General features: G+C 68.4%; 19 protein-coding genes. 9 read left to right on the forward strand and 10 right to left on the reverse strand.

Translation table 11 applies throughout. The features are described from left to right. Positions 1 to 95: 95 nt before the first annotated feature. From P5F91_RS03305 to P5F91_RS03315, 3 genes are all read left to right on the forward strand, one after another. The gene (locus P5F91_RS03305) at positions 96 to 347 is read left to right on the forward strand and encodes an acyl carrier protein (RefSeq protein ID WP_004274421.1); all 252 of its coding nucleotides are present in this window, start codon (positions 96 to 98) and stop codon (positions 345 to 347) included. Between the two features lie 3 nt (positions 348 to 350). Then, positions 351 to 1736, forward strand: coding sequence for a serine palmitoyltransferase (gene spt, locus P5F91_RS03310; RefSeq protein ID WP_422394442.1), 1386 nt, complete (start codon positions 351 to 353; stop codon positions 1734 to 1736). Between the two features lie 256 nt (positions 1737 to 1992). Next, the gene (locus tag P5F91_RS03315; protein ID WP_277906486.1) at positions 1993 to 2913 is read left to right on the forward strand and encodes an NADP-dependent oxidoreductase; all 921 of its coding nucleotides are present in this window, start codon (positions 1993 to 1995) and stop codon (positions 2911 to 2913) included. A 19-nt stretch (positions 2914 to 2932) separates the two neighbouring features. Here P5F91_RS03315 and P5F91_RS03320 read toward each other — a convergent pair whose 3' ends face one another. Further along, complete coding sequence (locus P5F91_RS03320; protein WP_145613529.1) at positions 2933 to 3928, reverse strand: SDR family oxidoreductase; 996 nt, start codon at positions 3926 to 3928, stop codon at positions 2933 to 2935. A 125-nt stretch (positions 3929 to 4053) separates the two neighbouring features. On the opposite strand from P5F91_RS03320, the gene P5F91_RS03325 reads away from it, so the two are divergent. From P5F91_RS03325 to P5F91_RS03340, 4 genes are all read left to right on the forward strand, one after another. Then, positions 4054 to 4647: an NADH dehydrogenase ubiquinone Fe-S protein 4 gene (locus tag P5F91_RS03325; protein ID WP_277906487.1), complete on the forward strand. Its 594-nt coding sequence runs from the start codon at positions 4054 to 4056 to the stop codon at positions 4645 to 4647. A 111-nt stretch (positions 4648 to 4758) separates the two neighbouring features. Beyond that, positions 4759 to 5178, forward strand: a complete 420-nt coding sequence (locus tag P5F91_RS03330; protein ID WP_277906488.1) for a c-type cytochrome — start codon at positions 4759 to 4761, stop codon at positions 5176 to 5178. After that, entirely contained in the window at positions 5175 to 6398 is a 1224-nt protein-coding gene (locus tag P5F91_RS03335) for a DmsE family decaheme c-type cytochrome (protein ID WP_277906489.1), read from the forward strand. The genes P5F91_RS03330 and P5F91_RS03335 overlap by 4 nt, the downstream gene beginning before the upstream one ends. Next, positions 6395 to 8914, forward strand: coding sequence for an MtrB/PioB family outer membrane beta-barrel protein (locus P5F91_RS03340; RefSeq protein WP_277906490.1), 2520 nt, complete (start codon positions 6395 to 6397; stop codon positions 8912 to 8914). The genes P5F91_RS03335 and P5F91_RS03340 overlap by 4 nt, the downstream gene beginning before the upstream one ends. A 1-nt stretch (position 8915) precedes the next feature. Here P5F91_RS03340 and P5F91_RS03345 read toward each other — a convergent pair whose 3' ends face one another. Continuing rightward, positions 8916 to 9578: a class I SAM-dependent methyltransferase gene (locus tag P5F91_RS03345; protein ID WP_277906491.1), complete on the reverse strand. Its 663-nt coding sequence runs from the start codon at positions 9576 to 9578 to the stop codon at positions 8916 to 8918. 80 nt (positions 9579 to 9658) lie between these two features. Here P5F91_RS03345 and P5F91_RS03350 point away from each other — a divergent pair, with 80 nt between their 5' ends. Together P5F91_RS03350 and P5F91_RS03355 are read left to right on the forward strand one after the other, a co-directional pair. Then, positions 9659 to 10444, forward strand: a complete 786-nt coding sequence (locus P5F91_RS03350; protein WP_277906492.1) for a YdcF family protein — start codon at positions 9659 to 9661, stop codon at positions 10442 to 10444. Continuing rightward, entirely contained in the window at positions 10444 to 11487 is a 1044-nt protein-coding gene (locus tag P5F91_RS03355; RefSeq protein WP_277906493.1) for an amidohydrolase family protein, read from the forward strand. Before P5F91_RS03350 ends, P5F91_RS03355 begins: the two co-directional genes overlap by 1 nt. Here the strand turns inward: P5F91_RS03355 and P5F91_RS03360 are convergent. The 8 genes from P5F91_RS03360 to P5F91_RS03395 form a co-directional block, all read right to left on the reverse strand. Continuing rightward, entirely contained in the window at positions 11436 to 12176 is a 741-nt protein-coding gene (locus tag P5F91_RS03360) for a methyltransferase (protein WP_277906494.1), read from the reverse strand. The genes P5F91_RS03355 and P5F91_RS03360 overlap by 52 nt on opposite strands. A gap of 8 nt (positions 12177 to 12184) precedes the next feature. Continuing rightward, the gene (locus P5F91_RS03365; protein ID WP_277906495.1) at positions 12185 to 13195 is read right to left on the reverse strand and encodes a radical SAM/SPASM domain-containing protein; all 1011 of its coding nucleotides are present in this window, start codon (positions 13193 to 13195) and stop codon (positions 12185 to 12187) included. Position 13196: 1 nt separating this feature from the next. After that, on the reverse strand, positions 13197 to 14669 hold the full coding sequence (locus tag P5F91_RS03370) for a B12-binding domain-containing radical SAM protein (RefSeq protein WP_277906496.1): 1473 nt from the start codon (positions 14667 to 14669) through the stop codon (positions 13197 to 13199). 15 nt (positions 14670 to 14684) lie between these two features. Further along, positions 14685 to 15476 carry an SAM-dependent methyltransferase gene (locus tag P5F91_RS03375; protein ID WP_277906497.1) on the reverse strand — a complete coding sequence of 264 codons (792 nt, stop codon included), beginning with the start codon at positions 15474 to 15476 and terminating at the stop codon, positions 14685 to 14687. Next, positions 15469 to 16869: a B12-binding domain-containing radical SAM protein gene (locus P5F91_RS03380; protein ID WP_277906498.1), complete on the reverse strand. Its 1401-nt coding sequence runs from the start codon at positions 16867 to 16869 to the stop codon at positions 15469 to 15471. The genes P5F91_RS03375 and P5F91_RS03380 overlap by 8 nt, the downstream gene beginning before the upstream one ends. Beyond that, on the reverse strand, positions 16866 to 18371 hold the full coding sequence (locus P5F91_RS03385; protein ID WP_277906499.1) for a B12-binding domain-containing radical SAM protein: 1506 nt from the start codon (positions 18369 to 18371) through the stop codon (positions 16866 to 16868). Before P5F91_RS03385 ends, P5F91_RS03380 begins: the two co-directional genes overlap by 4 nt. A gap of 92 nt (positions 18372 to 18463) precedes the next feature. Beyond that, positions 18464 to 21442, reverse strand: coding sequence for an SLBB domain-containing protein (locus tag P5F91_RS03390; RefSeq protein ID WP_277906500.1), 2979 nt, complete (start codon positions 21440 to 21442; stop codon positions 18464 to 18466). A gap of 28 nt (positions 21443 to 21470) precedes the next feature. Beyond that, complete coding sequence (locus P5F91_RS03395) at positions 21471 to 22412, reverse strand: glycosyltransferase family 2 protein (protein ID WP_277906501.1); 942 nt, start codon at positions 22410 to 22412, stop codon at positions 21471 to 21473. Positions 22413 to 22415 lie beyond the last annotated feature (3 nt).

Below are 22415 nucleotides of genomic sequence, written 5' to 3' on the forward strand. Positions count from 1 at the left end.
ACCCCCGTGCCGTGACCATTGATCCTCATCACGGGGCGCCCAAGCGATCGAGTGCCCTCATAACGTTCCCCCCATAACGTTTCCGATGCCAAGATATGCAGAACTCAGCAGAGCAGATCCGGTCGCTTGTCTTCGACGCCCTCCGTGCCGCGCTGGATAGACCCGTCGAATTGTCCGATGATACGAACATCACCGAAGGCCTCGGTCTGGATTCGGTCGCGGTCATGGATTTCGTGATGGAGATCGAGGATGCACTCGACATCTCCATCCCGCTGGATCGGATCGCCGAGGTGAAGACCGTCGGTGATCTCGTCGCCGCGGCGCAAGACCTTAAGGGCGGCCGCTGATCCATGGCTCTTTTCGACAAGTACGCGCCGCTGATGGGGCAGTTCGAGAGCCTGGAATCCACCGGTCACAACCCCTTCAACGTCAGCTTCGACCGGGTGCTTTCCCCGACCGAGGGGATGATCGCCGGCCGGCGCATCCTGCTGCTGGGCACCAACAACTACCTGGGGCTGACCTACGACCCCCACGTCATCGATGCCGCCGTCGCCGCGACCCGCAGCCTGGGCGCCGGCACCACCGGCTCGCGCGTCGCCAACGGCAGCTACGGCGGCCACCGGCAGCTGGAACGCCACCTGGCCGACTTCTACGGCCGGCGGCACTGCATGGTGTTCTCCACCGGCTACCAGGCCAACCTGGGCATCCTCTCCGCCCTGGCCGGCAAGGACGACCACCTGATCCTGGACGCCGACAGCCACGCCAGCATCTATGACGGCTCCCGCCTGGGCCATGCCCAGGTCACCCGCTTCCGCCACAACGACCCCGACGACCTCGACAACCGCCTGCGCCGCCTGGCCGACACCCCCGGCGACAAGGTCATCGTCGTCGAGGGCATCTATTCCATGCTGGGCGATACCGCCCCCCTGCGCGAGTTCGTCGAGGTCAAGCGCAAGTGGGGCGCCTACCTGGTGGTGGACGAGGCCCATTCCCTGGGCGTCCTGGGGCGCACCGGACGCGGCCTGGCCGAGGCGGCCGGCGTCGAGGACGAAGTCGACTTCGTCGTCGGCACCTTCTCCAAGAGCCTGGGTGGCATCGGCGGCTTCTGCGTCAGCGACATGGACGGCTTCGACATCCTGCGCGTCGCCAGCCGCCCCTACATGTTCACCGCCTCCCTGCCCCCGGCCGTGGTGGCGGCGGTGACGGAGGCGCTGAACCAGCTGCGCCACCGCCCGGCCCTGCGCCAGCAGCTGATGGACAACGCCCGCCGCTTCCATGCCGGCCTCGCCGACCTGGGCTTCCATGTCGGGCCGGAGGCCAGCCCCGTCGTCTCCGCCATCATGCCCGACCCCAAGACGGCCTTCGCCTTCTGGACACGCTTGCTGGAGGCCGGCCTCTACACCAACGTCAGCCTGCCCCCCGCCACCCCCAAGGGCCTCGCCCTGCTCCGCTCCAGCGTCAGCGCCGCGCACAGCCGCAGCCAGATCGACCACGCCCTCTCCCTCTTCGCCACCACGGGACGCGAACTGGGCCTCATCCCGGCAGAGCCGGCGATTCCCGCCTGGGTCAAACATCCCACGGCGAACCTCGCCCACGAGCCGCAGGACGCCCTGGCCATCGGTTTCCGTAACCAACTGCTGGCGCGGCTGGCCGCCCCCAGCAAGGTGATGGCAAAGTACTATTCCGCCTTCCGCCGCCAGTCCCCCCGCCGCGCCCGCATCGTGGGCGACAAATAGGGTTCGCCTGAAATTGTGGCGGGCCGGACCTATCCCGGCCTTATCCCTCGAGCACGGCGGTTAAACGCCGTCCGAGGCTCGGTTCACATCTGGCTCTCGTCACCGGTGCTTCCCGCGGGATCGGGGCGCCCAGGTACTGGTGCACTATGGCAGCGCCGTGGATGGGGCGACCTGGTTCCCACCGACGACGCGGAACCATGACGGCGCTGGCGGGTTTGCTGCCCCATCGTCCCCACGTGAGAGAGAGGAGGCTCCGATGCAGGCGGTGCGTATCCACAGCTTTGGCGGGACCGAGGTTCTGACGCTGGAAGATGTGCCCAAACCCGAGCCCGGTGATTATGAGGTGCTGGTACGGGTCCAGGCGGCCAGCGTGAACCCCGTCGACTACAAGATCCGCAGTGGCAAGTACCTCCCGGCCGACCAGCTGCCGCTGACCCTGGGCCGCGACATGTGCGGCACGATTGAGAAATGCGGCCGCGCCGTCACCGGCTATACGGAAGGGGACGCGGTCTTCGCCATGCTGCCCACCGACCGGGGCGGCCATGCCGAGTACGTGGTGGCCAACGTTGCCCATTGCGCGCCCAAGCCGGAGAGGCTGGATCCCATCCACGCCGCTGCGGTGCCGTTGGCGGCCCTGACGGCCTGGCAGGGCCTGTTCGACCATGGCCGCCTAAAGGGCGGGCAGCGGGTGCTGGTTCACGGTGCCGCCGGTGGCGTGGGCCACTTCGCCGTGCAGTTCGCCAAGGCCTACGGCGCCACCGTCTACGCCACCTGTTCCGAAGGGGACCTGGAGTGGGTGCGGTCCCTGGGCGTGGACAAGGCCATCGACTACAAGAACCAGCGCTTCGAGGATGAGGTGCCGGAGGTTGACCTGGTCTACGACCTGGTGGCGGGGGAAACCCAGGACCGGTCATGGTCAGTCCTGAAACAGGGTGGCGTCCTGGTCTCCACCCTAACCGAGCCGTCGGCCGACAAGGCCAGGGAGCATGGCGCCGAGGGCACGCGCTATACCGCCCACGCCGACGGCCGCCAGCTGGTGGAGATCGGGCGCCTCATCGACGCCGGCCGTGTGCGGGTGCAGGTCGACAAGGTCTTCGCCCTGGAAGAGGCGGCGGAGGCGGAGCACGTGCTGGAGGACGAGCATGTGCGAGGAAAAGTGGTGCTCAAGGTCGCTTGAGTCCCCGGGGTGGCGGGCCTCACGGCCCGCCGTGCCCCCCCGTGGCGCCGAAAACCTGGCCGGTGGAGAAGGTGTCCTCGTTGCTGGCCAGCAGCACGTAGAGCGCCGCCAGCTCCGCCGGCTGCCCCGGCCGGCCCAGGGGTGTATCCGATCCGAAGGTCACCAGCTTTTCCGGCGGCTGGCCGCCGCTGGGCTGCAGGGGCGTCCACACTGGACCCGGCGCCACGGCGTTCACGCGTATGCCCTTCTTGGCCAACTGCTTGGCCAGGCCCTTGGTGAAAATCATGATGGCGCCCTTGGTCGCCGAATAATCCAGGATATTGGGTGAGGGGTCGTAGGCGTTGACCGAGGCGGTGTTGATGATGGCCGCCCCTTTGCCCAGGTGCGCCATGGCCGCCTTGGTGATCCAGAACATGGCGTAGACGTTGGTCTTGAAGGTGTCGTCGAACTGCTCGCTGCTGATGTCGGTGAGGCTGTCCACCGAATGCTGCCGGGCGGCATTGTTGACCAGGATGTCCAGCCCCCCCAGTTCGCGCGCCGCGTCGGCCACCAGCTTCTGGCAGAAAGCCTCGTTGCGGATGTCGCCCGGCAGGGGCACGGCCTTGCGTCCGGCATCCTGGATCAGCGTCACCACCTCCTTCGCATCCGGTTCCTCCACCGGCAGGTAGCCGAACGCCACGTCCGCCCCCTCGCGGGCGAAGGCGATGGCGGCGGCGCGGCCGATGCCGCTGTCGCCCCCCGTGATCAGGGCCTTGCGCCCCGCCAGTCGGCCGGACCCTTTGTAGCTTTCCTCGCCATGGTCCGGCCGGGGGTTCATACGGCTGGCCAGACCCGGCGGCTCTTGCTGTTCCTGCTTGGGAAAGGGCGGGCTGGGATATTCAGGCGTCGCGCGCCTGCCTCCGGCGGTCGCGGGCGCCGCCTGGGCGGGAACCGCCGTGAAACCCGCCATCGCCGTGCCCGCCGCCAAGCCGCCGATGACCGTGCGGCGTGAGGTGCCGTTGCCTGCTTCGCTCATGATCCTGTCTCCGCAAGGGGTATGCGGCGTCAACAGACACGGGCGCGACGGGTTCCGTTTCGGATGGGCGGGAACGAAGCCGGATAATTGGCGCTTGAGGCGGTGTTTCCTTCTGGAGGTGACACATGACCAAGCCGCTTCGATCCCCGGGCGATCCTCTGGGCATCCCGGTCCCGCTCCGCGCTTATATTCGCCGGCCCGCGCCGGCGACGATGCAGAACGCGCCGGGCCGCAAAATGTCCTGGATCTTGACGTATGAGGCCAAGCCCACCCATGAAACCGATCCGCTGATGGGCTGGAAGGGCGGCGGCGATCCGCAAATGGACGTCTTCCTCGCCTTCGACAAGCTGCAGGAGGCGGTGGAGTATGCGGAGCGCCACAACCTGCCCTATGAGATCAGCGATCCGGAGGAGCGGCCGCGCCCCCTGCCCCGGCCACAGACCCACCAGATGCGGCAGGTGTTGAGCGGCCCCACCATGGCGCCGGCCCGTACCGAGGATCCGAGCATCCGGGGCCATCAGACCGTGGTCACGACGCCGGGCCCCGTGGTGCCGCAGGCCATGGCCGATGGGCAGAAGGCGTTGATCGACAAGGCCAACGCCCCACCGCCCTATGTGCCGGATCGCGACGCGGTGGAGGACGCCAGCGAGGACTCCTTCCCCGCCAGCGACCCGCCATCCTGGACACCGGTGACGGGGGAGGCCAAGAAGACGGTCTAACGCCCAGCCACTAGTCCAATACTTTATTCAAAACTCACTTTTTCGAGGCGGCAGGGGAATATCCCGCCGGTCCCACCCGTCTGAGGGGACAGGGACTGAGGGAGCCGCTGTATGACGCCGAAGCAAAACCTGTTTTCCGCCGCGCTGGTGGTGGCCTTGGCCGTGGGGGGTGCCGGCACGGCCCACGCCGCGGGCGACGCCGCCAACGGCGCCACCGTCTTCAAGAAATGCGCCGCCTGCCATTCGGCGGAGCAGGGCGTGAACAAGGTGGGGCCCAGCCTGTTCGGCGTGGTCGGTCGCCCGGCCGGCAGCATCGGCGGCTACAGCTATTCCCCCGCCGTACAGCAAGCGGCGGCCAAGGGCCTGGTGTGGAGCGAGGACAATATCGTCGCCTACCTGGCCAACCCGCACAAATACCTGGGCGATTTCGTCGGCGACCCATCCGTCTCGAACAAGATGCCCTTCAGTCTGGCGGATGAGCAACAGCGCCGGGACGTGGTCGCCTACCTCAAATCCCTGGCGCCGCAATGAGGCGCGGCGTCGTTCTGGCCCTGCTGCTGGCCTGCGGCCTGGCGGGCCTGGCCCGCGCGGAAACGCCTATGCTGCCGCCTGATCAGGCTGCCCTGCGGGATGAGATGGCGCGCATCCATGCGGGCCATGTCGACGCCGACGCCCTGCACCGTATCGACAGCGACATCGCCGCCATGCCCGCAGGCCCAGCGCATATGGGCATGGCAACGGACGGCATGGCGGCGCAAGCCCCCTACCCCAGCCTGAAGGCCACCCAGTTCACCCCGGCGCCCGCCCCGCGGCCTGCGGCGTCGAAATGGACGCGCCTGGCCAGCTATGCCTCAGACGCACCTAAGGGCGACGCACCCAAGCCCGACGCGCCAAAGGCGGAGGCGAAAGCACAGCGCACCTATGTCGGGCGCGAGACGTGCGAGAGCTGCCATCAGCAGGAGGCGACTAACTGGGCCCACACCATCCATGCCAAGGTGTTCCAGCAGAACCCGCGCACGGAGTTGCAGGCGCAGAATTGCGAGGCCTGCCATGGCCCCGGTTCCGCCCATATCGAGGATCCCTCGGACCTCACCACCATCATCAGCTTTTCCAAGAAAAGCAAAACGCCGGTGGCGGAGCAGAACGGCCAGTGCCTGACCTGCCATGCCGGCGGCCAGCGCATCTTCTGGCATGACAGCATTCATGACAGCAACCAGCTGGGTTGCGCCGACTGCCACAACCCCATGACCACCTTCGGCGCGCGCGGCCTGACCGCCCGGGAAAGCATCAACGAGACCTGCTTCCAGTGTCACAAGGCCCAGCACGCGGAATTCGCCCGGCGGTCGCACATGCCCCTGCTGGAGGGCAAGCTCAGCTGTACCGACTGCCACAACCCGCACGGCTCGACCACGGCGCCGCTGCTGAAGGCCGACAGCGTGAACGAGGTCTGCTTCACCTGTCATGCCGACAAGCGCGGGCCTTTCCTGTTCGAGCATGCGCCGGTGCGCGAAAGCTGCCTGAACTGCCATTCGCCGCACGGGTCCAACTTCGAGAACCTGCTGAACGCGCCGCGCCCGGTGCTGTGCCAGCAGTGCCACTCGCAAGACGGCCATCCCGGCAGCCTGCTGACGGCGGGCAACATGGCACGCGGGCCCATGCCCGACCCGCGCCTGATCGCCACCAGCTGCCAGACCTGCCACGTGAACATCCACGGGTCCAACAGTCCCTCCGGCGCACGGTTCGAACGATGAGACCTCGTCTGAAAACCTCCACCCGCTGGCTGCTTGCGGCCACCGCCCCCTTGGCGGCCCCCTTGGCGGCAACGGCGGCCCAGGCCGACAGCGGCACCACCGGCTATGGCGGGCCGGGCAACGTCCTGAACCCCACAGCCCAGGTGATGAACCGGGCGCGGGACAACGACGGCCTGTCCATCATCGACGACGTGACGCGCACGCCCACGGGCCTGATGTATCCCGTGCCCTTCCGCACGCCGGACATGACGCAGAGCAAGAGCGCCCCCGACTGGTGGACCCAGGGCTGGTTCGAGGCCGGCATCATGGGCACCTTCGGCCAGGACAGCCGTTCGGCCGCGTTGAACGAATACGGCGACTGGAAGAACGGCTTCACCGTCACCGGCCTGGGCTTCTCGGCAGAGAACCGGAAGACCGCCCTGCACGCCTCCGCCTACGGCCAGAACCTGGGCCGCACCGACCAGTATTACCAGGTGGACGTCGGCCGCTATGGCGTGTTCGACCTGCAGGCCTATTTCGACAGCATCCCGCACACCTTCTCCACCACCGCCAAGTCGCTGTGGGACGGGGTGGGCACCGGCAACCTCACCCTGCGCGGCGGCCTGACGCCCGGCGCCTCCACCTCGGCGCAGGTCAACGCCGTGGCGGCGGCGGTGGGGCCCAGCACCCTGCGCATCCTGCGGGAAAAGGCCGGCAGCTCCCTGACCTACACGGCGGATGAGCATACCGAGCTGTTCCTGAAGATTTCCGATGAGCAGCGCAACGGCACCCAGCCCATCAGCGCCACCTTCGGCTATCCATTCCAGAACGGCGCCACCCAGCTGATCCAGCCCATCCACTACCAGACCGTCGATGTCACCGGCGGCGTGCGCTACAAGGAACAGAACTTCCAGGCCAACTTGGCCTATGCCGGGTCCTTTTTCCGCAACGACATCCTGGATCTCACCTGGCAAAACCCGGGCCTGACCTCCAACACCACCGCTGGCGCCTATATCCCGCAGACCGGCCGGCTGAGCCTGGCGCCCAACAACGACTATCACACGGTGAAGGGTGATCTGGCGGTGCAGCTGTCGCCAGCCTCGCGCTTCACCGCCAGCCTGTCTTACAGCCTGATGCGCCAGGATGATGAGTTGCAGGCGCCCAGCACGGGCGGCGGCCTGATCACCAGCGGCGGCAACACCATCAACCTCGGCCAATGGAACAGCGCCTCGGCGCTGAGCCAGCCCACCGCCAACGCCGCCATCAACATCCTGAACGCGGTGGCGCAGTACCATTACACCGTCAGTCCCGACCTGGGCCTGACGGTGGAAGTGCGCGACCGGGATGAGGCCAACCGCACCAACTACGTCGCCTACAATCCGCAAACCGGGCAGTACGGCTACATCGCCATCGACGGCGGGCTGGCGCCCTTCATCCCGTCCTTGAGCGGCATCTACCGGGCCAACACGCCGGGCAGCTTGGTCCAGATCCGCAACATGCCCTTCGCGAACAATGCGTTGCAGGCGACGGTCAAGGCGGCCTACCGCCTGGACACGCATTGGAAGCTGGACCTCAGTTACGAGAACGACACCATCGACCACACGGTACGGGAGATCGCGGACGCCCACGACAACATCGCCCGGCTGCAGGTCAGCACCGCGGGGTATGAGTGGGGCACCGCCCGCCTGTCCTATGAGTTCGCGCGGCGCATCGGCAGCGACTACCAGTCCAACCCCTATACGCCCTACTATTCCTCGGCCCTGCCCGGCTATATCCCCGCGACGCCGGCGGGCGATCCGGCCTTCGCCCTGGCCGACCTGCGCAAGTTTGACGTCGCCAACCGCAGTGAGCATGTGCTGCGTGGCCAGGCCAACTACATCCTGTCCCCGCGCAGCGACCTGCAGCTGACCGGCAGCTTGAAGGTGGACGAGTACGACGCCGCCTACGGCCTGCAGGCCACCCACGCCTATGATATCACCGCCGCCTACACCTACCAGATGTCGGCGGCGACCACGCTGACGGGCTATGTCACCTATCAGAACCAGGACCGGGGTGTCGCCAACATCAACGCCACCGGCAGCGGCACCAGCGGCAGTGCCGGCAGCCCAGGCTATCCCCTGGCCAACGGCTGGACGGAAACGGTGGGGTCGGACAACTATACCCTGGGGCTGAACGCCCATCACAGCTGGGGCGTCATCTCGCTGAACGCGGACTACACCTTCACCCGCGCCAGAACGGCAATCGACTACGCCTTCGCCAGCACCGGCGCCTTCTTCAACAGCCTGACGCCGGCGCAGGCCGGCAACAGCTTCCCGGAGATCACCTACGACAGCCACGCCCTGCAAACCGATGTGCGCTGGCAAATGTCGGAAGAGCTGTCCTACCGCCTGTATTATCGCTTCAATTATGAGCGGGTGGTGGATTTCCATTACACCGGCCTGACGGCAGGCGTGATCAACAACAACACCTACCTGGGCGTCATTCCCGAGAACTACACGGTCCAGACCATCGGCCTGCTGGTCCAGTATGTCTTCTAGCTCAACGCTTGACGAAGACGACGTCGGTGTAGCGTTCACCCGGCATCAGGCGGTTGTCCGGTCCGAATATGACATCGGGCGCCAACTGGTCGGGGGAGATGGTCAGGGCCACGTCGAAACCGGCGGCCACGTCGGTATCGCGAAAGCGGAAGTTGGTGGTGACCAGGCACAGCAGGCCACCCGGCTTCAGGCAGCGGGCGAAGTCCGTGACCATGGCCTGGAAGGTCGCGAAGTGCAGCACGGGATCGCAACGCTGCGCGCCGCTGGTGGTCAAGGTACCATTGCACAGTACCGCCAGGCAGAAGATGGCATCAAAGCTGCCGCCCACCTCCCCCGCCGTGCTGTCGCCCACGGCGAACTCCACGCCCGTCAGCCTCAGGGCGCGGGCGTCGGCGATGTTGCGCGGGTCAATGTCGATGCCCTTCAGCCGAGCCTCTGGGAAAAGGCGGCGCAGGCTGGCCACCTCCTGCCCCACCGAACAGCCGAAGGACAGCAGGCGGCGGTCCGGCCCATCACCCAGCCGCTCGCGCACGAAGGTGAACAGCCAGGGGTATCGGTCCGGCTTGGTGTAGCTGAAGGGCTGGAAGCGCCGGGGCGAGCGGCGCCACGGCCCCAGGCCGCGCAGCAGGCGCATCGGCGTCCTCATCACATCCGTCATCGTCATGGCCGGCACCCCTTCGACATGAGGCGGAAGCGTAGGACTATACGGTGTAAATTCAAACACTTGATGGGCGGTACGCCAGGATGACACCGCTGGAATTCTTCACCGTCTCCAAGATCGGCTGGTACCTGGTGGCGCCCAGCCACGTGCTGGTATGGAGCGCCCTCGCCGCCGCCGTGCTGGCGGCCCGGCGCCATCCGGCGGCCGTGGTGCCGGCAACGGCCTGCGCCTTGACACTGCTGGTCCTGCTGACCCTGCCCGTGGGCAATTGGGCCCTGCGGCCCATCGAAGGGCTCCATCCACGGCCGATGGAGCCCCCAACCATCGACGGCATCCTGGTGCTGGGCGAAGGCCTGAATGGCGAGGTGCTGCGCGACCGGGGGGTCCCGGGCGTGGGCCCGGACGGCGGCACCCTGCTGGCAGCCGCCGCGCTGGCCCGCCGTCATCCAGAGGCGCGCGTGATCTTCAGCGGCGGATCGGGTGAGCTGGGCACGGCCGGCATGCCGGAGGCCGAGGTGGCACGCCACGTGCTGGCTAACCTGGGCCTGGACGACACGCGGGTGAGCTATGAAGCGCGGTCGCGCACCACCCTTGAAAATCTGGTGCTGGCCAAGCGGATGGCGCAGCCGGCGCCGGGGCAGACCTGGTTGCTGGTCGCCTCCGCCTACCACATGCCGCGCGCCATGCTCTCGGCCTCGCGCGTAGGCTGGAAGGTTATCCCCTGGCCATCGAACTACCTGACCACGGCCCTGGGACCGGAAACCCATCTGTCCCTGCCCGCCAACCTGGCGCATCTGGATTTGGCGGCGCATGAGGCGCTGGGCCTGCTGGCCTATCGCCTGTCCCATGCCGGGCCGGAGACACCGTGATGCCGCCGCACTGGATGGGCCCCACCGCGCCCCCGGCCAGCCTGGCGGATCTGGTGGGGACCTACGGCCGGCGGCTGGACGATTGCATCGCCTTTCCAGGACTGATCAATTCCCACGACCACCTGGCCTTCAACTGCTATCCGCCCACCGGTTCCCCGCCCTACGACGACTTCCTGGGCTGGAGCCACGACGTGCAGGCGAACCGCGCGCTGGTCACCCGCATCGAAGCCATCCCCGCCCCCCTGCGCGTCCAGGTCGGTCTGCTGAAGAACCTGCTGTGGGGAGTGACCGCCGTGGCCGACCATGGCGGCACACCGGTCGAGGGCCCCATCCGCGTGCTGGCGCCCTACCAGGACCTGCATTCGCCGGAACTGGCCAGCCCCTGGCGCTGGATGGCCGGGCTGGGACCGGCGGTGACGCATCTGGCGGAGGGGGTGACCGCCGACAGCCGCCGCCGTGCCCTGGCCTTCCTGAAGGAAAACCTGTTCCGCCGCGCCGTCGCCGGCGTGCACGGCGTGAGCCTGGAGGGTGAGGATTTTCAGCGCCTGGCCGCGCTGGTGTGGTGCCCCGCCAGCAACCTGTTCCTGTTCGGCCGCACGGCGGACGCGGCCACCGCCCTGCGCTATACCCAATTGCTGTTCGGCACCGACGCGACCATCTCCGCCCCCGGCACCCTATGGGATCATTTGCGCCAGGCCCGTGGCCGCGTGGCGGATGCGGAGCTGTTCGCCAGCCTGACCTTCCGCGCCGCCCGCTTCTGGCGGCACACCGCGCCCGATGACCTGGTGATCGCCCGGCGGACCGCCGACGACCCGTGGGATGCCTTCTTCGCCCTGACGCCCGCCGACATCCTGCTGGTGGTCTGCGCCGAGCAGCCGGTGCTGGTGGACGACCGCCTGAGCGCCCCGTCGGGCTTCGGCCGCCTGACGGTAGGCGGCGAGGCCAAGCACGTGCGCATGAGCGTGGCGGAAATGCTGGCGGCGCTTAGGCCTCAGTTGGATACGGCGGCGCTGCTGTCGCGGTTTGGCGTCGTCGCGGAATAGATCGCCAGCGTCTCGACCCCGAAGTGCTGCCACAGCACCCGTTCCACCACCAGTCCCGCCTGGGCCAGACCGTTCAGCATGCCAGCGCAGTCACCGTGGCTGGTCAGCACGAAATAGGCCCGGCCGCCGGGGTTCAGCATGGCGGGCAGTTCGGCGGCCAGGCGGTCGATGACGTCAGGGCTGCGCCAGGACTGTTCGAACGTCGTGGTGGGCGTGCCCCGGAACTTCGGCAGGGAGAACAATACGACGTCGAAGGTGCGGCCGGCCACGGGGGCGAACAGGTCGCCCTGGTGCAGTTCCACCGCCACCCGGTTCAGGATGGCGTTGGCCCGGGCACAGGACACCGCCTCGGGCACCACGTCGACCGCCGCCACCTGGTATCCCCGCAAGGCCGCGAAGATGCCCAGCACGCCGCAGCCGGTGCCCATGTCCAGCGCAGTCGCCCCCTCCGCCGGTTCCAGCAGCGGGCTGGTGGCGATGAATTCCGCCAGGAAGCGGCCGGTACGGAAGACCACAGGGTTGAACACCCCCGGCCAGACGACGAAGGAGCGGCCCCGGATCTTCTCGAACACCGCCCGGCCCAGGCGGCGGCGCAGCACCGCCCGCTTGGCCGCCGTCCAGGGCGTCCACAACAAGCGGGTGGCGGTGGAAACGGGCGGGGGCGGCGGGGCCGCCTGGGGAGTGGCCATGGCGGTACTCATAGCTTGAGGCTGCAGACACAGCGCCGACAGACGGGATCGCTGTCCACGTCCAACGCGGCGCGGAAGGAGCGGGCCACCGGGCCATTCAGGATTTCCGGCAGGGTGCCGTCGCGCAGGCTGCCGATGGGTTCGTGGAAGAAGCAGGGCCGCACCGTGCCGTCGGCTTCCACCACCGTGGAGACCCAGGGCGCGTTGCAGCGCACGGGCGGAGGCAGCGCCATGCCATGGGCCGCGCGGTACCGAGTGCTGATGCGGCGCAGGCGAGCCGGGCTTTCCTGGATGTAACGACCGGCGAAGTCGCCGCCATGGCTGGCCGCCAACTGATCAATGGCGGCATCCAGGGCGTCGCATTCGGCCGGTGCCAGGCCCACCTCCTCCACCCGGCCCTCCGCCCAGGCCTGCGGCCGGTTGAAGGCGGTGGAGGTGAGGTCGGCGCCCAGGAAGGAAATGCTGTCCAGGCCGATGGCTTTGGCGGCATCGACGATGGCAGGCAGCTCATGGAAATTACCGCGCTGGATGACGCAGCGCGCCGCCACCGGGTAGCCTGACCGCCGGCGCCGCAGCGCGTCCACGCCGGCGGCCAGGGAGGCGTAGGCGTCCTTGATGCCGCGGATGCGGTTGTGCGTGGCCTCGGGCCCGTCCAAGGAAACGATGACCTCGTCACACCAGTCCACGATGTCGGCGGCGTGCCGTTCCAGCAGCAGGCCGCTGCTGAGCAGGGTGATCTTCAGCGGCAGGGCCTTCAGCACCGCGCACAGGCCCCACAGGTTGGGGTGCATCAGCGCCTCCCCACCCGAGAGCACCACCCAGCGCACGCCTAGGGTGCGGAAGTCGTCCACCAGCCGGTCCACCGCCGCCTGTTCCAGGCTGGTGCCGTTGCGGTTGGCCTTCCAGATGTCGCACATGACGCAGCGGCAGTTGCAGCGGCTGTGCGGCATCAGGGTGACCACCGGCACCCCGGCCAGGCGCCGGCCCCGCCAGACGCGCGCTAGGGGAAAGGCGCCCATCCTAGAACCCTTGGATTTCGGGGCGCTGGTAAGGGAACACCTTGTCCAGCAGCCGCAGTTCGATGGGGAAGTCGTAGAACTGCGTCTTGTACCGCCAGGCGGCCATAGTGCGCAGGGCGAAGCGGCCGGTACGGGTCAGGCGGGTGTCGGTCATGGTGGGGTAGCGGGCGTGCAGCACCCGCTGGAAATTGCCGATCTTGCGCCGAATGTCGTCGTTCATCCACGGCAGGTTGGACGACAGATGCTGGGCGAACTTCTCCCACTTCGCCTCGGTCCACGTCGCCACGTCCTTCGGGTATTCGAATCCCGCCGCCTGCGCCTCCTGCAGCATGGCGCCCTCCACCGGCACGGGGCTGTAGATGTAGAACACGATCTCCGTCGCTGGATTAACTTTCTTCAGCATCCGTATGAACTGGATGGTGTTCTCGGCATCCTTCGCCGGGTCCGGCGGGTTACCGATGATGAAGGACATCTCCGGCACCACGTCATGGCGACGCATCTTTTCCGCCACCGCCAGGATGGCGTTGCCGTCCTGCTTGCCGCCCTTGTTCATGCGCTTCAGGGTTTCCAGGTCGCCGGATTCCGCCCCCATGAACACCATCTTCAGGCCGCTCTTGCGCATCTTGGCCCAGGTCGCGTCGCTGAACTTCAGCATGGTGTCGGCGCGGCCGAATCCCCACCAGCCGATGTCCAGGTGAGTGATGCGCTCCGCGAACTCGGCGCAGCGGGCCTCATGGACGAAGAAGTTGCTGTCGTAGAACTCCACCGCCGTGGCGCCGTGCTCGCGCACCAGCTTTTCCACCACGGCGGCCGTCCGCTCCGCCGTCTGGGCGGAATAGCGGCCGTTCACCTTGTGCACCACCGCGCAGAAATTGCACTGGAAGGGGCAGCCGTAGCTGGCGTGGTGGGCGATGGTGCGCGACCCCAGGAAGGAGGAGCGGACGTAGGCGTCCATGTCCACCCGATGGTAGGGAAAGTCCGGCAACGCATTGATGTCGGGCACCGGCGGCTTCTGGTTCAGGTGCACCTTGCCCTCGGCATCGCGCCAGCCCAGGCCCGGCAGGCCGGTCACATCCTCCCCCGCCCGCACCTTGGCGACGAACTCGCCGAAGGCCAGCTCGCAATGGCCGCGGAAGACATAATCGACGTAAGCTTCCTGCATCACGATCTGGCCATGCAGGGTGGGGAAATAGCCGCCCCAGAGGATGGTGACGTGAGGAAACTCCGCCTTCAGCGCCCGGCAGATGGGGGAGGCGTTGGACAGCTGCGGCCCCGGCATCACCGTCACGCACAGGATGTCGGCCTTGGTCTCGACCAGCGCCTGGCGCAGCGCCGTCAACCCGTCCGGCACCAGGTTGCCGTCGATGATGCGATACTCCTCCACCCCCTCCAGCATGGCGCCGATGGCCAGCAACGACATGGGCAGGACCGGCTTCTTGGAGGCGGAGCTGACGGGGTTGTAGAACAGGATCATGGCGCGGTCGCTTCCTTAAACATGCCGCAGCAAGGTCAGATGATGGTCGGCCAGCCGGGCCAGCCAAGGATGGCCGGCCACCCGGGTCTCCCAGCGCATCAGGCGGGTCAGGTGGCGGGGATGGCGCTCCAGCCCGGCGAACAGGTCGGATGGTGGCAGGAACACCCCCACCGGATGGACGGAGACCGGCTGGAACGCCGGCGCGAAGGCGCGGGCGATGTCGCCTGGGGTCCAATAGCGGACGGGAATGGCGGCGCCGCCAATGTCGGCAGTGGAACGGCCGGACCAGCGGCGCACAGCGGTACGGCGCAAGCGCGCCCCATACCACAGGGTTTCCCAGGCGCAAAAGCGCCCCATGACCACCAGGGCCACCATCCCGCCCGGTGCCACCGCCCGGCGGAGGGCGGCGGCCAAGGGCGCCAGATCCATGGCGCAGTTCAAGGCGCCGAAGTTGGACAGCACCATGTCATAGGGACCGCCCAGATCATCAATGGCATTGAGGTCGACCAGGCGCGTGACAACCCTGTCGGCCATGCCCAGGCGCGCCGCCTTGTCGGCCGTCACCCGCAGCATGGCGGGGGAGCCGTCGGCCGCCGTCACCTGGGCGCCGGCATGGGCCAGCCACAGCGCGTCCTCCCCCGTGCCGCAGCCCAGGTCCAAGGCGCGCATGCCCGGCCAGAGATGGGCGCCCACCTGCCGCCACACGGCGTGGCGCAGCCAGCGGCCGGGGATGCTGTGGGCGAAGCCGGCGTCGTAATCATCGGCGAAGCGGTCGAAGGCCGCCGGCTGCAACAGGGCCTCAGCCATGTTCCACCTCATGACGGGTGGCGTACATGGCAAGGCGGCTGAGCGCCGAGGAGGCGCGCGCCTTGGCATGCCGCAGCAGGTCGCGCCGAGGGGCGGCCTCCAGGCGCCCCAACCGGCTTTCCGCCGCCAGCCAATGCTGGGCATGGCGGTAGAAACGGCGTGACTTGCGCCCCACCACGGTCAGGGCGCGGTCGCTGCTCTCCTGCCAGGCGCCGCCGCCGGCGATGCGGTCCGCCACCTTGTCGTAATAAGGCGTCCCCTTGATGGGATAACTGATGGTGGTCAGGACATCGTCGGGTGCCGACAGGCGCAGGTGGCGCGCCGTCTCGTCAATGTCCTCCCAGGTCTCGCCGTCATAGCCCAGCATGATGAAGGTGCCGGCGCGGATGCCCCGATCCTGCACCAGGGCGATCATCTCGCGCATGCGCACCGCGTTGGTCCGCCGCTGCATGGCGTCCAGGATGCGCTGTGACCCGCTTTCGGCGCCGATCCAGATGCGATAGCAGCCCAGTTCCGCCAGCAGGTCGGCCACCCGCTCGTTCAGCCTGTCCTCGCGTGTGATGGTCTCAAACGGGTAGCGCAGGCCCCGGCGCTTCATTTCGGCCGCGAACTGTTCCAGCCATTTCTGGTTGATGGTGAAGACGTCGTCGGCGAACCACAGCTGGTCCGGGGCGTAGGTGTCGCGGATGAACTCGATCTCATCCGCCACGTTCTGGGCGGACCGGCGGCGGTGGCTGTGGCCGAAGACGGAATGGCTGCACCAGTTGCAGGTGTAGGGGCAGCCCCGCGCCACGATGAGAGAGACGGAGCGCACGCCGTGGTGCGTCTTCCAGGTCTGCAGATAACGCTCCAGATCGATGGCGCCCCGGTCTGGAAAGGGCTGAGCGTCCAGGTCGGCGATCTGCTTGCGCGCCGGGGTGCGGCGCACGCCGCCCTCCTCATCGCGATAGGCGATGCCGTGAACCTGATCCAGTTCGGTCAGCCCATGCCGGGCCAGATGGGGGATCACCTCCGCCAGGGTCAGCTCCCCCTCCCCCGACACGACGATATCGCCACCCCGGCTGAGGTATTCCTCGGCGTAGTTCGCCGGCTCCGGCCCGCCGAAAATAACGGTGGCGCCCGCCGCCTTGGCCGCCGCCGCCAGGCGCAGTGCGTTGCCACGGGTCATGAGGTTGACGTAGATGCCCACCACCGGCGGCCGCTTCGCCGCCAAGGTGGCCTGGGCAGCGGCCATATCCATGAAGGTGGTGTCCATCACCTCCACCCCGAAGCCCTGGGCCTTGAGGTGGGAAGAGATGTAGAGCAGGCCCAGCGGCGGATAGGGCTTCATCACCGCCCGCTCCGCCGGATCCGCCATCAGGAAATAGCCGTGGGTCAGCAGGATGTCGGTCACGGCGCCGCCCTGCCCGCAGTCATCGTCCGGGGGGCAGCCGGATGGGGCATCAGGCGCAGCAATTGCAGCCGCGCCCAGGACAGCGGAATGGCCACGCCGCAATAGGCTACGAAGGCCAGCGCCCGCAGATGATCGCCACCCCCGGCCCGGCCCCTCACGGCGTCACGCAACTGCGCCACCGCCCGGCGCACACGGAAGTCGCGATGCACGTAAGTGTGCAGGTGGCGATAAAAGGCGGTGGTGTAGGGGCCCCGGTACAGCATGGCCATGTCGGACGACACGTCCCAGTGCCGCTTGTCCCGCAGCTGGCTTTGCACCCGCTCGTAAAACACCGTCCCCGGCAGGGGATAGGAGACGGAAATGCCCATCTCATCCGGCCGGGTGGTGCGCAGCATGGCCAGCGTCTGGCCGATCTCGGCCATGCCCTCGCCGGGATAGCCGAATTGCAGGAAGTGGCCGACGCGGATGCCCGCGGCCTTCAGTTTCGCCGTGGCATTCGCGATCTCCCCGGTCGAGAGGTCCTTGTCCATGGCGTCCAGGATCTTCTGGCTGCCGGACTCCGCCCCCAGCCAGACGATGTCGCAGCCGGCGCGCTTCAGGTCGTCGACCGCCCCCTCGCGCAGCACCAGGTCGGCGCGGCTGAGGCATTTGAACGGCACCTTGACGCCCAAGTCGTCGATGGCGGCGGCGAACTCCCCCCACCAGCGGGGCTTCAGCCCCATGATGTCGTCCATGAACCAGATGTAGTCGGGCGCCGCCAGGCAGACCAGGCGCGCCAGCTCCTCCGCCACCGCCCGGGCACTACGCACGGCGTAGCCTTGTCCCCAGATGGGTTTCGCGCACCAATTGCAGGAATAGGGACAGCCGCGCGAGGTGACGAGGTTGAGGGCGAAGAAGCCGTGGTGCCGGCGCCAGACCTGGCGGTAGGCGTCCATGTCCACCAGTTCCCAGGCCGGCGGCGGCAGGGCGTCCAGGTCGCGCAGTACCTCACGCTTGAGGTTGCGCACGGTCTCAACACCCTTGCGCCAGGCCAGGCCCTTGATGGCGGACAGGTCATCGGCACCATCGCGCCAGGCGGCCGTCAGCTCCGCCAGGGTCAATTCGCCCTCACCGACGATGACAGCACCGGCACCGGCGTCAAGGTAGAGGTCGGGATGGTCGGCGGCGTCAGCACTGCAGATGGCGACCTTGGCCCCCGCGGCCGTAGCGGCGGCAATCATCTCCAGCGCCGCCAGCCGCATGGCCGACAGGCACATCTTGGACAGGTAGTTGAAATTGTCGTCATAGAGCACGGCGACGTCCGGCCGCACTTCCGCCACCCGCGCCGACCAATCGACCACGGCCTGGGCGGTCATGGCGTCGAAGAAATGCACCTCATGCCCAGACGCCTGCAGCGTGCCGGCGGCATAGAGGGTGCCCAGCGGCGGGAACGGCTGATGCTCCGCCCACCGCGCCGGATCCAGGCGCAGGAAATAGACACTGCCGACTAGTATGCGAGGCATCCGCCATCCCATCGCGGAGGAAGAATGGAACGGGCCCCCGGCCCGCCCCTAACCCAAGGACGGAAACCGGGGGCCCTTTATTCCCCGTGGGCCTACTTTGAGATCACGGCCAGCGAGGCGCCGGTGATGGCCAGCTGGCTGGTGACCTGGATGATGTCCATCAGGATGCTGTCCCAGGTGAAGTGGCGCAGCTTGCGCGGCACGACGATGACCGAGCCGGGCGCCAGCTTTGGCGGGCTGGAGAGCCAGCCGCCGCCGTCCACCTGGATGGCGGAACCGTCTGGCTGGACCACGAAGACATGGTCGTCGTCGGCGATCTCCGTCATGCCGCCGGCCATGGCGATGTAGTCGTCCACGCTGCGGTCGCCGCGGAACTGGATGCCGCCCGGGGCCATGACCTCACCCGAGACCACCACGGCGCTGGGCTGGCGCGGCACCACCAGCTGGTCGCCCGGCTCCATCACCAGATCCAGTTCCGGATGGGCCGCGATCTCCCTCGGGTCCACATGCACCGCCACCCGCCCGCTGGCGGGGCCGATGCCCTGGCGCAGGCGGGCGATCATCTGGGTGACGTAGGCGATCTCCCCGTCCGTCACCTGCACCTTGCCGCTGACATTGCCGACGATGGAGATGATTTGGCGCTCCAGCGCGTCCGCCTCCTTCTGCAGGGTGTCGCGCTGCGATTCCGCCACCGACTGCCGCAGGAAGACCACGCCGGCCGGATAGGCGGCATCCGTGAAGCCGCCGGCCCGCGCCAGCACGGACGACAGATGCTCACCCCGCAGGATCTCATACCCACCGGGGAACTTGACCTCGCCCGACAGGGTGACGTCGCCCGTGTCGCGGTCGGAGAAGACGGGGTTGAAGCGCACGCGATCGAAGGGTTTCAGCGCCACCTGCGCGAACTGCGCCACCGGCAGGCCATAGCTGTGGCGCACGGTGCGCGACAGGCCGGAAGCGTTGTCGATGTCGGCGGAGGTGACCTCGAAGGCGTGCAAATCCACCTTCGGCGTCAGGCCGCCCGCCGCCTGCACCAGCTTGTCCAGCGTGGCGCCGGGCATGACCAGGAAGTCGCCGGGGCTGTTGACCTCGCCCACCACAGTGACGTGGTAGTTGGTCAGGGTGCCGACCAGCAGGCGGCGGGTGTCATCGTCCAGGCCGACGAACAGGCGCAGGGGCGGCCGACGGGAATGCTGGGCCTGGCTGACACCCAGTTGGTTGGCGCCCAAGGGGCCGACACCAAGAGGCCCGGCACCGGCTGGCAGGGCCATCGTCTGATCCTGGTCGTCATCCGCCCGGGCGGAGCTGCCGTCCTGGGCAGTAATGATGTCCGGTGGCGCCACGATGCCGGGGTTCAGCCGCTCTTCCTCTGGCTTGGGCGGGCCCTGGTCCTGAAGCGCCGGATTCTGCTGGCCCAGCTGGTTGGCGGCGTAGGCGGCATAGGCCGGGTTGGCGGCCAGCAGGGCGGCACCCTGCCCGGCCCCGCCCGGCTGGCCGGCCGGCAGCTGGATGCCTTGCAGGGCCGCCAGCTGCGCCACGCGCGGGTCCGCCGCCAGGCCGGGTGGCAAGGCCGCCGCCTGGGCCTGCAGGGCGGCGTTGGCATCAGGCGCCGGCGGCGGCGCCACCGGGTCGGGATGGTCGTTCACCTTGCGGGTCGGGTTGCGCTGCAGGTCCCCCGCCTTGTGGGCGATGTAGCGCATCTCCGCCACGTTGGTGATGTAGACGATGTCGTTGGACTGCAGGGCCACGTCGGCCTTGCCCTCCAGCACGTCGGACACAGCGAAGGGGATGACGGTGCGCTGCAGGGTGGCTGGATCCAGGCGGATGACGGCGTCGGCCAGCAGATAGGGCAAAGGTCGCCCCACCGCGGGCGCGAACATGTCGCTGGAGGCCAGCAGGCCGCGCAGGGACCGCACCGTTTCCAGAGGATAGCTGCCGTTCAGGGTGGTGGCGCCGCGCAACTCCACCTTGGCCAGCGAGATGTCGGCCGTGGGCGCCACGAACACCACGTCGCCGTCATGGACCGTGGCGCCGCCGCCGGCACCCACCTGCACCATCTCGCGCTTGCCATCGTCGCGGGTACGCAGGATGGAGTAGCGGTAGCTGCCGCGTACCTCCGTGCCCCCCGCCATGGCCATCAGGGCCGACAGCGGCGTGGCCTGCTGCCCGGCCGGTAGTTCATAGATGGCGGGGCGCTTCACCTGGCCGACAACGGCCACGGCGCTGGTCTGCAAGGGCACGACGATGCGGTCACCTTCCGCCAGCGGAATGTCGCGGCCGGCGGCGTCCCCCATCAGCAGGGTGTACAGATCCAGGCGGAAGCTGCGGCCGCCCCGCACCACCTGCACGTCGCGCAGGGAGCCCGTGTTCTTGACACCGCCCGCCAGGGACAGGGCATCCATCGCGGTGGCCAGGCCGGACAGGTTGAACAGGCCGGGGGCGTTGACCTCCCCCGTCACGCGCACGGCGATCTGGCGCACCGCGCCCACGGACACCAGCACCTCCGTCCCCGTCAGGGCGCGCCCGGCCGCGTCCTCCAGATCCTCGCGGAAGCCGCCGAAGGACCGGCCGGCCGCCGCGACGGGCGGCAGGCCGGGGAACACCACCCGCCCGTCGCGGTCCACCCGGGTGCGATAGCTGGCGTTCTGCTGCCCGCGCAGGGTCAGCACGATCTCATCCCCCTCGCCCAGAATGTAGCCGTCCTGCAGGGCGCCGCTCTGCCGCACCACCACCGGGGCGCCCCGGCCGAAGACCTCATAGCCGTATTGGCGGATGGGCTGGCCGGCGCGGGCGCTCATCAGCCGCTCGATGGCCGAGGGCGGGCCGTAGACCTGGGGGCCCTGCTGAACCGCGGGGTTCTGAACCTGCACGTCGGGCTGCAGGGAGGGAATGGTGGACTGGCCGGTCAGCCGCTGCTGCACCGTGCGCAGCAGGTCGCCCGTCAGGTCGTTGCCATTGCCGCCGCCCAGCAGTTGGGACAGCCCCTGCGCCTGCGCCAACCCCGGCGTCACGCTGGAGGCCAGCGCCGCCACCAGCATGGCATGGCGGGCCCATTTCCGGCCCGCGCTCATCGTCGCCCCAATTCTTTTCGTCATCGTTTCAGGCCTTCACCAGCCAGGGTGTCTTGTGGAACGCCTGCCGGCACAGCAGGCGGAATAACCAGATCCAGGAGGGGGCGGCCGGCACCAGGGCGCCGGACCAGGCCCAGGCGGCCCTGAGGTCGCCCCGGGTCAGCCAGACGCCGCGCAGCAGCAGGCTGGCCCGGATCTTGGGATAATCGGGCGCCACGCAGGCGGCCAGGCAGGCCCATTCCATGACCCGCACATCGCTGGCCAGCCGCCCTTGGGGTTCCATGCCGCTGTGGAAGCGGCCGGGCCGGGCCCGCCAGCGGGAAATGGGCTGGTCCAGATAGACCACGCCGCCCCCAGCCACGCGGGTGAAGACGGCGGTGGCCAACTGGTCGGTGTGGCTTTCGTCCGACGGGTCGAAGCGCAGATGCGCGCCGCCACCCAGCCAATAGAGGTTGGCGCCCAGGGGACCGTAGAGCATGGCGCCCCTGGCCAGCGACTGGACCAGGAAGGCCTGCGCCGACAGGCCCATGGCGCCCCGCCACAGGATGCGGCGTGCCACCCGCTGGGGCCGCAAGGCCTCATCCACGATCTCGTAGCTGGCGATCCCCAGGCAGGCCCCGGCGGCCACCATGCGGTCGCGCAGCTTGGTGAGGCCCGCCCCATGCACCAGGTCGCCCACCATCAGGAACAGGGCGAAGCCGAAGCCCATTTCCTCCGCCACCTCGACGGCGCGGTTCCAATTGGCGACACGTCCCAGATTCCGGGCGTTGCGGCGCACGGTGATGGCCGCCCCTTGCGCGTCCCGGGCCGGCAGGGCGTCGGCGCTGCCGTCGGTGGAGGCGTTGTCGCAGACCACGATCTCATAGCTGTCCGGCGGCAGGCCGGCCCCGGCGGCGGACGCCACCGTTTCGGCCAGCAGGGTGCCGCCGTTGTAGCTGGGGACCAGGATGGCGATCTTGGACGCGCGCATTTG

It is taken from the genome of Nitrospirillum amazonense (assembly GCF_029594735.1).
GTDB classification, from domain to species: domain Bacteria; phylum Pseudomonadota; class Alphaproteobacteria; order Azospirillales; family Azospirillaceae; genus Nitrospirillum; species Nitrospirillum amazonense.

Coding starts and splice junctions, on each gene's coding strand:
- P5F91_RS03305 (WP_004274421.1), top strand. CDS start 96: ATGCAGAACTCAGCAGAGCAGATCCGGTCGCTTGTCTTCGACGCCCTC.
- spt (WP_422394442.1), top strand. CDS start 351: ATGGCTCTTTTCGACAAGTACGCGCCGCTGATGGGGCAGTTCGAGAGC.
- P5F91_RS03315 (WP_277906486.1), top strand. CDS start 1,993: ATGCAGGCGGTGCGTATCCACAGCTTTGGCGGGACCGAGGTTCTGACG.
- P5F91_RS03320 (WP_145613529.1), bottom strand. CDS start 3,928: ATGAGCGAAGCAGGCAACGGCACCTCACGCCGCACGGTCATCGGCGGC.
- P5F91_RS03325 (WP_277906487.1), top strand. CDS start 4,054: ATGACCAAGCCGCTTCGATCCCCGGGCGATCCTCTGGGCATCCCGGTC.
- P5F91_RS03330 (WP_277906488.1), top strand. CDS start 4,759: ATGACGCCGAAGCAAAACCTGTTTTCCGCCGCGCTGGTGGTGGCCTTG.
- P5F91_RS03335 (WP_277906489.1), top strand. CDS start 5,175: ATGAGGCGCGGCGTCGTTCTGGCCCTGCTGCTGGCCTGCGGCCTGGCG.
- P5F91_RS03340 (WP_277906490.1), top strand. CDS start 6,395: ATGAGACCTCGTCTGAAAACCTCCACCCGCTGGCTGCTTGCGGCCACC.
- P5F91_RS03345 (WP_277906491.1), bottom strand. CDS start 9,578: ATGACGATGACGGATGTGATGAGGACGCCGATGCGCCTGCTGCGCGGC.
- P5F91_RS03350 (WP_277906492.1), top strand. CDS start 9,659: ATGACACCGCTGGAATTCTTCACCGTCTCCAAGATCGGCTGGTACCTG.
- P5F91_RS03355 (WP_277906493.1), top strand. CDS start 10,444: ATGCCGCCGCACTGGATGGGCCCCACCGCGCCCCCGGCCAGCCTGGCG.
- P5F91_RS03360 (WP_277906494.1), bottom strand. CDS start 12,176: ATGGCCACTCCCCAGGCGGCCCCGCCGCCCCCGCCCGTTTCCACCGCC.
- P5F91_RS03365 (WP_277906495.1), bottom strand. CDS start 13,195: ATGGGCGCCTTTCCCCTAGCGCGCGTCTGGCGGGGCCGGCGCCTGGCC.
- P5F91_RS03370 (WP_277906496.1), bottom strand. CDS start 14,669: ATGATCCTGTTCTACAACCCCGTCAGCTCCGCCTCCAAGAAGCCGGTC.
- P5F91_RS03375 (WP_277906497.1), bottom strand. CDS start 15,476: ATGGCTGAGGCCCTGTTGCAGCCGGCGGCCTTCGACCGCTTCGCCGAT.
- P5F91_RS03385 (WP_277906499.1), bottom strand. CDS start 18,371: ATGCCTCGCATACTAGTCGGCAGTGTCTATTTCCTGCGCCTGGATCCG.
- P5F91_RS03390 (WP_277906500.1), bottom strand. CDS start 21,442: ATGAGCGCGGGCCGGAAATGGGCCCGCCATGCCATGCTGGTGGCGGCG.
- P5F91_RS03395 (WP_277906501.1), bottom strand. CDS start 22,412: ATGCGCGCGTCCAAGATCGCCATCCTGGTCCCCAGCTACAACGGCGGC.